The sequence below is a fragment of the Herbaspirillum sp. B65 genome, assembly GCF_000333555.1.
Taxonomy (GTDB): domain Bacteria; phylum Pseudomonadota; class Gammaproteobacteria; order Burkholderiales; family Burkholderiaceae_D; genus Herbaspirillum; species Herbaspirillum rubrisubalbicans.
This window is the reverse complement of sequence record NZ_BADI01000422.1, coordinates 1-11,154: the sequence shown is the minus strand read 5'-3', so window position 1 is coordinate 11,154 and position 11,154 is coordinate 1. Positions and strand designations below refer to the sequence as shown.

Here is an 11,154-nt window from a genome sequence, read left to right as displayed (position 1 = left end):
GGCGACCATGCCGCAGCAGCGTGCCCATGTTGTACATCTGGCCGTGGCAGGCACCGGAATTGCCACCGGTGCGATTGATCTCTTCCATGATGACCGACGCCTCGGTCAGCCCCAGGCCTGAACCGCCATACTCCTGCGGGATCAGCGCAGCCAGCCAGCCGGCCTTGGTGAGCGCATCGACAAATTGCTCGGGATAGCCACGCGCCTCATCGACCTTGCGCCAGTATTCCGGGGGGAAGGTATGGCACAGGTCGCGCACGGCATCGCGCAGGTCGGCATGGGTATCGGGGACGGACTGGTGCAACATGAAGGCAACTCCAAAATGATTTATATCGTTTCAAGCCAGGATGGCCTCGGCCTGCATGGCCAGCTCGCCACGCTCGTTCTGCGCCCACAGCGCCACGCTGCGGCCATCGGCGGCGGGTTGCCCGCACAGCGTGAAGGTGTCGATATCGAACAGGCTGCCCACGGCCCGGAAATTGAACTCGCGCAAGACCGCCTGCGGCATCTCGCGCGCCAGCAGGTCGGCCAGCAAGGTGGCAATCAGCGGCCCATGCACGATCAGGCCCGGATACCCTTCCACGCCAGTGACATAGCTGCGGTCGTAATGGATGCGATGCCCATTGAAGGTCAGCGCCGAATAGCGAAACAGCAGCACCGGATCAGGCAGCACCCGGCGCGACCACTGCGCCCCGGTGGGAGCGGCCTTGGGCGCTACCGGCGCCGCGCCTGGTGGTGGCAGGTCGCGATAGACGATGTCGTGCTCCTCGGTCAGGCAGACCTGCCCCTGGTGACGAATGGTGTGATGCACGGTGACGAAGGCCAGTGCGCCGGTGCGCCCCTGCTTGATGTCGACACTGGCGATGCGCGAGATTTTTTCGGCTTCGGCGCCGATGGGCAACGGTGCCTCGAAGCGCAAGCGACCACCGGCCCACATGCGGCGCGGCAAGGGCACCGGCGGCAGGAAACCGCCACGCTGCGGATGCCCATCGGCCCCCACCTCGGACTGGCGGCACACGTTCCAGAAATAGATCCAGTGCCACAGCGGCGGCAAGCTGGCGCCTGCCCCGGGCTGGCGTGGTCCATCCAGCGTAGCGGCCAGCGCTGCGGCCAGCGCCGGGCTGATCTGGTCCTGTCGGGTTTCGGTCTTGCCCAGCCACTGCCGCAGCAGGGTCAGGTCGAGATCAGGGTGCGCCATGTCTGCTCGCCTCGTTGTTCAAATTCAATGTTGGGCGCCAGTCTGGCGTGACCGCATCGTGCAGACAATCTGTATTTTTGGAAGGGGGGCTTTGGCAAAACTGAAGTCAGGTCAGCACCAGCGCGGGCATCTATCTGGCGCTGCAACACATCTGCCTTGCCGCAAGGCTCCTCAATCGGCGTACCATCGGTACTCTTCATCATCCTCTGCGGGAGCTGCCATGCTGTTCGACCTGACCGACCTGCGCCTGTTCATCCTGATCGCCGAACTCAACAGCTTGACGCGCAGCGCCGAACGCATGAACCTCTCGCTGGCGGCCACCAGCAACCGCATCAAGGAACTGGAAACCCGCCTGGGCACGCGCCTGCTCTACCGCGAGAACAAGGGCGTGCAACTGACACCCGCCGGCCACACGCTGCTGCACCATGCCCAGCTCTTCATGCAGCAGGTAGAGCACCTCAAGAGCGACATGCAGCAGTACAACAATGGTATCAAGGGTTACATTCGCATCTTCGCCAACACCACGGCGGTGACCGAATTCATGCCCGAGATCCTGGGCAAGTTCCTGGCCCGCCATCCGCAGGTCAACGTCGCGCTCGAAGAACGCCTGAACCACGACATCCTGCGTGGCATCCAGGAAGGCACGGCCGACATCGGCATCGTCGCCGGTCCGGTGCAAGGCGATGGCCTGCAGATCCTGAACTTCTCCACCGACCGCCTGGTCTTGGCCACTGCCCTGGAACACCCGCTGGCCGGCGCCGGCAGCATTGCCTTCCTCGACACGCTGGAGTACGAGCACATCGGTCTGCACGAGGGCAGCACCCTGCACCACTTCCTCAACCGGATCGTCTCCGAGCATGGACAAAGGCTCAAGCTGCGCATCCAGGTGCGCAGCTTCGAAGCCATGTGCCGCATGATAGAAACCAATGTCGGCATCGGCATCGTCCCGCGCTCGGCGGCACTACGACATCAACAGACCATGCAATTGGCGGTGGTGGAATTGAGCGACCCGTGGAGTGTGCGCGAGCGCAGCATGGTGGTCCAGAACATGGAAACGCTTTCGCCCCATGCCCGCAACCTGGTCGAATTCATCCGAGAACAGACGGCCCAGCCCAGCGATGACGACAAAGCTCTGCTCCTCAACGCCAAGACCGGCACCTGACAAGGCGCCCTGGCAAACTCAACCGCCCATCATCATCCACACCGACAGCGCCAGCAACGCCGCGCAGAACAGGATGCGCAGGCGCCGCTCTGGCAGATGGTGCGCCAGGGCCACGCCCCAGGAAATACTGAGCACCCCACCCAAGGCCATGGGAAGGCCCACTGCCCAATCGACATGCCCGGCCTGAGCATAGGTCCATAGCGCCACCAATGCCCCTGGGGTGACCATCGCCAGCCCCAGCCCTTGCGCTGCGGTCTGCGTGGCACCGAAGAAGGCCGTCAGCAAGGGCACTGCGACGATCGCCCCACCCACGCTGAAGAACCCCGCCGAGGCCCCTGCCGCCACGCCCACAAATGGAATATAGGCAGGCCCCAGCAGCAATGAAGATTGCACGCTGCGCTTGCGACCCAGCAGCGTCCACAGGTAGTACAGCGCCAGGAGCCCCATGAAGGCGGCGAAACAGACATGCAGGCTGCGCGCATTCATGGCAGTGGCCAAGCGTGCGGCAGCATAGGTGGTGAAGACGGCCGGCACACACATCATGGCCGCCGTACGCCATTCGATCCGGTTACGCTGCTTGTAGCGCCAGAAGGCGATCACCACGTTGGGCACGATCATCACCAGCGCCGTCCCCTGGGCCAGTTGCTGGTCCATGCCGTAGAGGTAACCCAGCACCGGAATGGCGATGAGCCCGCCGCCGATGCCAAACAAGCCGCCCATGGCGCCCAGTGCAGCGCCGAGCAGAAAATTGACCATGCCAGAGAAAAACAAGGAAGCCGTCATCGGTGTAAAGTGTTGCCTCTGCCGCCGGGCAGCGTCCTGCAGCGGCAACATCGAAGGATAAAAAGGAGACTGACATGAGCGGCGTCATCGTCTTTGCGCTGGAGATGGGCGTGATCGCCCTCATTGCGCTGGCCATCTACATGGTGATGAAGAAGTAGCCCCGGCCCGCCGCTGGTCAGGCCCGACAGTGTAGCGCAGCCTGCCATCGCCGTCCTGGCGGTCGCAGCGCGCCCTCTTTAGCAAAGGAAAACGAATGGATCTGGGAATCAAGGGCAAGACCGCCCTCGTCTGTGCATCGAGCAAGGGCCTGGGCCGCGCCTGCGCGCTCTCGCTGGCACGCGAAGGCGTCCACGTGACCATGCTGGCGCGTGGTGCCGAAGCGCTGGAAGCGGCGGCAGCGGCAATCCGCCAGGAAGTGGCCGCCACCGGCGCCAGCGTGCGCACCGTGGTGTGCGACATCACCACCCCGGAAGGCCGCGCCCTGGCCCTGGCCGCCTGCCCGGCCCCGGACATTCTGGTGACCAATGCCGGCGGCCCCAAGCCGGGCGATTTTCGCGAGTGGACGCGAGATGACTGGATCGCAGCGGTGGACGCCAACATGCTCACTCCCATCGAGCTCATCAAGGCCACCGTCGATGGCATGATCGCACGCCGTTTCGGGCGCATCGTCAACATCACCTCCAGCGCGGTGCGCGCCCCGATCGACATCCTGGGCCTTTCCAACGGCGCCCGCTCCGGGCTGACCGGCTTTGTCGCCGGCCTGGCGCGCAAAACGGTGGCGCATAACGTGACCATCAACAATCTCCTGCCGGGCCCGTTCGAAACCGACCGCCTGCGCTCCACCGCCACCGGCGCAGCCCAGCAGAGTGGGCGCACGGTCGACGAAGTGCTGGCGGACCGGCGCAAGCTCAATCCGGCCGGACGGTTTGGCGACCCGGCCGAATTTGGTGATGCCTGCGCTTACCTGTGCAGTGCGCAGGCCGGCTTCATCACCGGGCAGAATCTGTTGATGGATGGCGGGGCCTATCCGGGCACGTTCTGATCGGCCTGGAGCGGCGAGCGTGGCGGTGGGGCGCGGACTCGTTGCAGTTTGGCAAGCGCTGGCTGCAAAACCAGTGATGTGATGTATAATGCGGCCCTCATGCGACGGGCAACTGGCCCGGCTGCATTGCAAGGAGGTTTGGGTGAGTGGTTTAAACCAGCAGTCTTGAAAACTGCCGACGGGGTGACCCGTCCGTGAGTTCGAATCTCACAGCCTCCGCCAAGAATACAGTGGCATCACAGCGTTGAAGGTGGCGTTTCTTAATGCCCCAATCAGATCCGGCATAAAACATAAAAGCCGCAAGTCGTTGGACTTGCGGCTTTTATGTTATTCAGCGCAGACGAGATGGGTCTGCGCTGACGGGGTAGTTGCCGACCAAGCCGGGATTCAAGAATCCCAAGCACGCGGCGACGATCTTCTGTTGGAAAGATCACGGCCATCACTGGTTCAGCGACATCCGTAAACCCACCTTGCGCGGCCTTGTATGGCAAAGCCGTCAGAGCAGATCCCTGCTACTTCTTGCCCTGCTCCTGCGCTTCCGCTTGCCGCTGCATCCGCGCCTTGCGGGCCAGGCCATCCATGTCTGGATAATTGTTGGCCATGCCTGAATACGTCGCCACGATATAGTTGGTGGACAAACCATTCATGCAATCCTCAACCACCCGATTACCCACGCCGAAAGTCTGATGATGGGCTGGTCCCGATGCCTCCACGATCAACTGGATCACTGGCAGTCCCGCCTGGCGCGCAGCATTGACGTAATACGCCTGCGATCTGAAACCGACATCGCTGTCCTGAAGATCGCTGGTGGCGAACATGCGGAAGCCGGGCATGGGATGCACGCGGCTGATCTGTTCGACGGGATCCCAGACATCGGCGGCGGAGGTGCCGGTGGTATCGACGTTCATGCCCATCGACATGAAGCGGTGCTTGACCGCAGTGGCGCCCGACGACGGCACCGCACACAGCACATCGCTGCGCTCGGCGATGAGCGCAGCCACCAGCCCGCCGCCGCCCGATTGGCCGACCAGACCGAAGACGCGGATGCCGTACTTGGCCTTGATTTTATCGATGGCGGCATTAACGACCAGGGTTTCATATTGCGTGCGCCGCCGTTTCTCGTCGCCGCTGCTGCCATCGGTGCCCGGCCGACCCAGGATCAGATAGGGAGTATCGCCGCGCAGCCGCTCCTGCTCGGCACGCTTCTGCAGGATGTGCGGGGTCAGGCTGGAATAGGCCGAGCTTATCGTGCGTCCGATGATCACATCGCCCGCCATGAAGACGATGGCGCGCTCGACCTGGCCGCTGCTGAAATCGTGCGAGGGGAAGTAGCGGATACATTCCTGGAAGCCGGGGCCGCTCACCCATACGGCATCGCTTGTGCGAGCACACTGCTCGGGTGTTGCAGTGGAGCCGGCCATGGCTTCGGTATCGGAGAAGCGCTCATCCGGGCCGTAGTTACGCACGGTCGAGGCGCAGCCGGCAAGCAACATCGTTACTGCCAGGCCAAGGGTCAGCAGAATGGTTTTTTTCATGATTGTGATGTGACAGCGATGCCGGTCGGCGCAACTTGTTTGCACGGCTCGCGTGACTAATGACTCCCTGATTGGTGGGGCTCAGTTTACTGGCGCCCACGATTTCTTGCGCGAGATTTTTCGCTGCGTTTTGCGTCAGCATTTTGTCAGGCACATACATGACGCATGACTACGTCGAGCGTAAAAACACAGCCGCAAATCATGCCCATCGTCGATTTGCTGCGTATGCTCATCAAGTATCGGATGAACACAAAATCAGGCTAGCCAACGGCCACTTACAAAACAGGTTTGCCAATGGCCAGTGATCCGTTGCTTTTGAATTTCTGGCGGGGGCTCATCGTCATGACCCAGCCTACCAACTGGCCAGCCTTATCAGTGTATACGCGCACACTTCCACGGCCGATACCTGTCTGTTTCTTTCCGCTTGCACGGAAGCGTGTATCAGTTTTTCCATGCGAGCTGGACGAATCGATGACGACAATTTCCCATTGCTGGGTATCAGCGACGATCGGTTCAATGGGGGTTTCAATCAGTCTTGGCTTGGCGTCTACCAGCATCACATGGCCGGTGTCCATCTCATTGTCGAACTTGGCGGCAAAAATATCGCCGGGTTCGACGTCTTCCATTCTCTTTCTGAACTCGAAGCCATTATCAGTAGAAATTGCAGCGTAATAGTTTTCTGCTTTCGGATACGATTTCCAATTCTGCGAACGAAATACTTTTAAGACCTGAGGGGCCGATCGTTCCAGGAGTGCATCTATCAGTCCGCTACAGTCCGCGTGGACTTCTGAAACTTCTACTTTCCCAAACAAGGTGGATTCTCCCTTTAGCTTTATCCAGCCGTGATGCTGATAAGAGTTATCTTCAGGTTTGACGTCATTGACCAAATCTCGCGCAGTCTGGAGATAGGGCGGAATGTCTTGAGAATGTGCGGTCACATGCCAAGCCAGCAAGCATGAAATGATCAGCGCTCGCCAGGGGAGGTGAGTCGGGCGATTTTCTGCGGCTTTGGAGAAGGAATATCTACGGCGAATCATCATTGCATAACTCCCAGGGTACATCTGATGGATCGGAATCATTTGGCGAACTTAGGTGAAGGTCCGCTCACTGATCCGGCGCATGGGTATTCTGTCGATCGACTTCAGGCAGACTGACGGGTACGGTCAAGAGTGCAATTGGCTTGCACTTCCCAACCAGCTAACGGATATTTTTTTGGATTGCAAAAGATTTTGCAGAGGTTAATCAAGCCTTGCCGTCGCCCATGGATAACATTCGCGAACTTTATCGACGACGCTTTGCATCTCAGTTTCAATGTCCCAAGATGTACTATCGACCGCTCGAATCAGAAGCCGCTTTTCGCTACTAACCGGATCGACAGCAACCGCTTCACCGTCGATAACCTGCAACTGCGGCGTCACCATTCTCAATAGCGTTGAGTAGCTAAGGGGCTGGCCTGGATCGAGTCCAAGCAACACATCAGTTCCTGGCTCGGGAGCCACATCGTCCGCGTGCAAGGTCCACTGAAATTCGCTGCAAACATCACCCAGTGCTCGAAGAATCTCTTCAAGACTTAGGTAATGCCCCTCTCTCCACGCTGGAATAGATAAATTCATAATCAGCCACCAATCGGTTGTCCAGGACCGCGTTATATCCAGCCTTCGGATTCAGCGGATCATTGGGAATGTAGAAATACTGCTCAGGGGCCGTATGATCGGGCCGCAGCGTACCATTCGGGAACGTCGGATGCGCAAAATCTATATCCCGGATAGGAATACCATTCGCACCGTATTCACGTGCCTTATAAACTCCGCCGTTGACTGGATCAAATTGTCGTACCGTGTGCGGATCGCTAACAAGTTTCCCTTGTGAATCCGTCAGCGGACCAGTGATTTTTCCAGGCTGCATTCCATCAAACACCGGCGTTCCGTCTGGATACCTTGAATGTAACACCGGCTCGCCTTCAGGAACCCATGCAGGTCGAAGTGTTTGAGGTTGGTTGAGCGTCTGCTGCCCCAGCCCACTACTGTCCCCATAGGCATTAGTGCTGTCAGGAATATTGACGCCCGTGTATGCGCTATAGCCCGTGAGCGTCGTCACCGACGGACCAATCGCATTGCCCGAGTCGTCCAGCGGCGTATTGACCTGGTAGTCCGTGGGGGGGGGCGCATGGCGAACTGAGCCTGGCGTGCCGAACGGTGACGCAGTTGATCAAGGAACTGGCCCAGGACAGTGCGGATATCTCAGACCTCCACCAGGGGCTGTTCAAGACGCAACAATCGCTGTCCATTTTCGTCAAGTCGATTGACCCTCAGAAGCAAGCTGCAATGAACCATCCTCGCTACCTTGATCACCGCAAGCTAGTTCGTGGGATTCAATTGCAGCGTTCCCGCTTGCGCGTTTCTCGACACGGTATGGAGGCGACTCCCTACCAACCGACATATCTGAATCACATCAAAAATGGAGAATGCGTAACATGAATGAAACTCAAGCATCCGAGCTGCAAAAGCCATCCCTCTATGAACGTCTGGGAGGCTATGACGCGATCTACAAGTTCGCAGGAGAAGTACTGCGAACCTGTATGAAGCACCCGGACATAGGCCATATCTGGAGCCATATGTCGGAATCCACCTTCCAGAAGGAGCACATCAATTTTGTCGATTTTCTGTCGGTTCACTGGGGCGGAAATGCGCAGTACAGAGGGCGCGACATGGTGACGGCACACCGCGGAATGGGCCTCACCGAGGTTCACTGGCAAGCGGTAATGGAATGCATGGACGAGTGCTACGACAACTTCGCGGTACCTACCGATATCCGGGAAGAAGTCACGGCCTTTCTCACCAAGTTCAAACCGGCTGTCATCGGCAGCCCATCCTACCGCGACGTGGTGCTGGCCCATCCAGAAATGGATGTGGCCAAGGGAATGAAAAGCGTGGGCATCACCTGGCCCAAACATTGATTCTCTGCTTGTACGAAACTTGATCAATTGGTGATCGATCACCAATTGATCATCAATTTCATGTCCCACACAGGTTAGGCAAGCGCTGCTTAGAAACCGCCAGAGCCAGCTACTACTCCGCTAGGTCTGCCTCCAGATTAAAGGCTGCAACGGCGTGCACGAGCTGCTGCGCCTGCCCTTGAGGCTCTCTGCTGCGGCCGCACTCTGTTCGACCAGGGCCGCATTTTGCTGAGTAGCCTGGTCAATCATGCTCACTGCCTCACCTACCTGAGAAATACCCGAAGTCTGCTCGACGCTGGCCGAAACTGATTTCCGCCACGATAGTGCTAACACTCCCGATTGAGCTCACGATCTCATCCATGGTCTTGCCGGCCTGATCGACCAACGAGTTGCCTTGCTCGACCTGCTCTACGCTACGGCTGATCAAGGTCTTTATCTCCTTGGCCGCCGCGGCGCTCCTCTGTGCCAGATTGCGCACTTCGCTGGCCACCACGGCAAAGCCGCGCCCTTCTTCGCCTGCACGCGCGGCTTCCACTGCCGCATTGAGCGCCAGGATGTTAGTCTGAAAAGCGATGCCATCAATGACACCGATGATGTCACCGATCTCGCGGCTGCTGTCACTGATGCCCTGCATGGTGCTGACCACCCGCCCCACGACCTCGCCTCCTTCGACCGCGACTGCCGAAGCGCTCTGGGCCAACTGACTTGCCTGCCTGGCGCTGTCGGCATTGTTACGTACCGTTGTATTGAGTTGCTCCATCGTGGCGGCGGTCTGCTGCAACGCGCTGGCCTGCTGTTCGGTGCGCCGGCTCAAGTCCTGGTTGCCCTGCGCGATCTCGGCCGAGGCAGTGGCCACCCTTTCCGAACCCTTGCGCACCGAGGACACCACGCGCTCCAGCGAACTCTGCATATCGGACAGCGCCTTGAACAAAGGACTGAATTCGTCACGTTCATCGTCCCGGGCATTGACCATGAGGTCGCCATCACGGATATGCTCCACCACCCGCTGTGCCTGCTGCGAGCGCCGACGCAGTACACCGGAGCAATACCAGGAAAACGCCACCAGACCAGCAATGACGATGGCGGTCAGTCCTACCAGAAGATTGCGCAAGGTCTTGGTGCTTTCCTGGATCAGTGCGATTTGCTCCAGCAGCAGATCCGACTGCACCTTCTTTTCCCCTATCAAACCATTGAGCCAGATATTGAGCGCGGGTAGGGTCTTCTCATTGAGAAACGCAAAGGCCGCATCCTGATTGCCAGAGGCGATACCGGCCTCAATGAGCTTGATATTGGATTGCGCGGCATCCCAGAATCCGGTCTTGTAGGTGACTGCTCTGGCGAAAAACTCTTCCCCCTCCTTGGTATGGATTTCCTTTTTATAGTCGACGAAGATTTCGCCCAGTTTCTTTTCGTCACTGCGCATGGCCGCCTGCATCTCGGCCACGGCCTGCGGCTGCCTGGCATTGAGCATGGTATGACGCAACTGTGCCGAGATACGCGTGATCATCAATTCCACATCCGCAATGCGTTGCAATTGTTTTACCCGCACACTGGCAGTGCGCTCGGCGACCGCCGAGACCTCGTTCAGTGAAATCCAGGCAGTACTACTGACAACCAGCAATCCCAGCGCCAACGCAAAACTCACCAGGTTCAGGCGAGAGACGATACTCAGCTTCATAGTCAATCCTTCAAGGCAAACTGGTAAACTCAAACGGCAGGGCTTGCCCGCCCTGCGGCCTGCACTCAAGCCGTGAGCCATCGGGTGGGTCAAGCGCGCACCACGATGGCTTCCCGCTCGCTCAGAAGATCTGCAGCAATCGCAGGTTCAGACGGAAGTTTTCCTTGAAGCCGTTGTCCACCGACAAGTCGCGACCGATACTGCCCATGATCTGCGTCTTGGGTCCCACGAAGGTGCTGCCACCGAAGGAAATCTTCAACTGATTGGGTTGGTCGTGGCTATCCACCCCATTGACAGTGGTTTCTCCGCCCCAGGTGCGCGAGAGCCCAGCGCTGGCGTTGGTGGTGGCAGAAAACTGGTAGCGCAGATAGGACTGCAATTGATAAAGCGGCGCCTGACGCATACTGCCGCGACCACTTCCGTAATCGTTGTTCTTGCCAAAGGCCATGACATCTCCCGTCAGGTCGAGATACAAGGGACCGGATATCTGCTGGACCAGACCCGCTTGCAGGTCGAACTTCCAGCGGTTCTCCCCGACGTTGAGCGCGCGACTGTCGGAATACGATCCAGTGGGCAGGTAGAGATAGGGAGCCACGGCGAAGAAGGTCGATTTCGTTGGATCGTTGATGAGCCAGACCGGTGCAGCCAGGATCAAGTCACCAAGTGCATTCTCATTGCCTAGCGCCTTGATGTCGCGACCACTGCGCAGACTGGCGAAAGGGAGCAGCACCTGGGGGCCCACGGTATAGCCACCCGATGTTCATGTATGCACAAAGCGCAGGATGGTCACATCAGTAGTC

13 protein-coding genes, 1 tRNA gene and 1 pseudogene are annotated in these 11,154 nt (G+C 59.0%); 5 read left to right on the top strand and 10 right to left on the bottom strand.

Annotation, left to right across the window (positions count from 1 at the left end; translation table 11 throughout):
* The 3 genes from I5W_RS10135 to I5W_RS31200 form a co-directional block, all read right to left on the bottom strand.
* Nucleotides 1-307: acyl-CoA dehydrogenase family protein (locus I5W_RS10135; protein ID WP_044529121.1), on the bottom strand; the 307-nt coding region annotated here is incomplete at its 3' end.
* A gap of 30 nt (nucleotides 308-337) precedes the next feature.
* Entirely contained in the window at nucleotides 338-1,198 is an 861-nt protein-coding gene (locus I5W_RS10130; protein WP_044529120.1) for an FAS1-like dehydratase domain-containing protein, read from the bottom strand.
* Nucleotides 1,174-1,401 carry a hypothetical protein gene (locus I5W_RS31200; RefSeq protein ID WP_148289082.1) on the bottom strand — a complete coding sequence of 76 codons (228 nt, stop codon included), beginning with the start codon at nucleotides 1,399-1,401 and terminating at the stop codon, nucleotides 1,174-1,176. The genes I5W_RS10130 and I5W_RS31200 overlap by 25 nt, the downstream gene beginning before the upstream one ends.
* Nucleotides 1,402-1,418: 17 nt before the next feature.
* Between I5W_RS31200 and I5W_RS10125 the strand changes: the two genes are divergently transcribed.
* Nucleotides 1,419-2,360: a LysR family transcriptional regulator gene (locus tag I5W_RS10125; protein WP_044529119.1), complete on the top strand. Its 942-nt coding sequence runs from the start codon at nucleotides 1,419-1,421 to the stop codon at nucleotides 2,358-2,360.
* Between the two features lie 18 nt (nucleotides 2,361-2,378).
* Here the strand turns inward: I5W_RS10125 and I5W_RS10120 are convergent, their stop codons facing one another.
* Nucleotides 2,379-3,143 (bottom strand): sulfite exporter TauE/SafE family protein, encoded by a 765-nt coding sequence (locus tag I5W_RS10120; RefSeq protein WP_044529118.1) that lies wholly within the window; start codon nucleotides 3,141-3,143, stop codon nucleotides 2,379-2,381.
* 253 nt (nucleotides 3,144-3,396) lie between these two features.
* Between I5W_RS10120 and I5W_RS10115 the strand changes: the two genes are divergently transcribed.
* Entirely contained in the window at nucleotides 3,397-4,185 is a 789-nt protein-coding gene (locus tag I5W_RS10115) for an SDR family oxidoreductase (RefSeq protein WP_044529117.1), read from the top strand.
* 132 nt (nucleotides 4,186-4,317) lie between these two features.
* Nucleotides 4,318-4,407, top strand: a tRNA-Ser gene (locus I5W_RS10110).
* 290 nt (nucleotides 4,408-4,697) lie between these two features.
* On the opposite strand, the gene I5W_RS10105 is transcribed toward I5W_RS10110, so the two are convergent.
* From I5W_RS10105 to I5W_RS31190, 4 genes are all read right to left on the bottom strand, one after another.
* Complete coding sequence (locus I5W_RS10105) at nucleotides 4,698-5,720, bottom strand: hypothetical protein (protein ID WP_044529116.1); 1,023 nt, start codon at nucleotides 5,718-5,720, stop codon at nucleotides 4,698-4,700.
* A gap of 275 nt (nucleotides 5,721-5,995) precedes the next feature.
* A complete protein-coding gene (locus tag I5W_RS31195; protein WP_148289081.1) occupies nucleotides 5,996-6,760 on the bottom strand; it encodes a hypothetical protein in 765 nt (254 codons plus the stop codon).
* A 198-nt stretch (nucleotides 6,761-6,958) separates the two neighbouring features.
* Nucleotides 6,959-7,195 carry a hypothetical protein gene (locus I5W_RS10095; protein WP_044529114.1) on the bottom strand — a complete coding sequence of 79 codons (237 nt, stop codon included), beginning with the start codon at nucleotides 7,193-7,195 and terminating at the stop codon, nucleotides 6,959-6,961.
* A gap of 88 nt (nucleotides 7,196-7,283) precedes the next feature.
* Complete coding sequence (locus I5W_RS31190) at nucleotides 7,284-7,817, bottom strand: hypothetical protein (protein ID WP_148289080.1); 534 nt, start codon at nucleotides 7,815-7,817, stop codon at nucleotides 7,284-7,286.
* A gap of 107 nt (nucleotides 7,818-7,924) precedes the next feature.
* On the opposite strand from I5W_RS31190, the gene I5W_RS10090 reads away from it, so the two are divergent.
* Both I5W_RS10090 and I5W_RS10085 read left to right on the top strand, forming a co-directional pair.
* A complete protein-coding gene (locus I5W_RS10090) occupies nucleotides 7,925-8,197 on the top strand; it encodes a hypothetical protein (RefSeq protein WP_148289079.1) in 273 nt (90 codons plus the stop codon).
* Nucleotides 8,194-8,676 (top strand): group I truncated hemoglobin, encoded by a 483-nt coding sequence (locus I5W_RS10085; RefSeq protein WP_044529112.1) that lies wholly within the window; start codon nucleotides 8,194-8,196, stop codon nucleotides 8,674-8,676. Before I5W_RS10090 ends, I5W_RS10085 begins: the two co-directional genes overlap by 4 nt.
* Nucleotides 8,677-8,788: 112 nt before the next feature.
* Here the strand turns inward: I5W_RS10085 and I5W_RS33940 are convergent.
* Nucleotides 8,789-10,354, bottom strand: a pseudogene (locus tag I5W_RS33940) (methyl-accepting chemotaxis protein).
* Nucleotides 10,355-10,475: 121 nt separating this feature from the next.
* Nucleotides 10,476-11,096 (bottom strand): transporter, encoded by a 621-nt coding sequence (locus I5W_RS10075; RefSeq protein ID WP_256380767.1) that lies wholly within the window; start codon nucleotides 11,094-11,096, stop codon nucleotides 10,476-10,478.
* Nucleotides 11,097-11,154 lie beyond the last annotated feature (58 nt).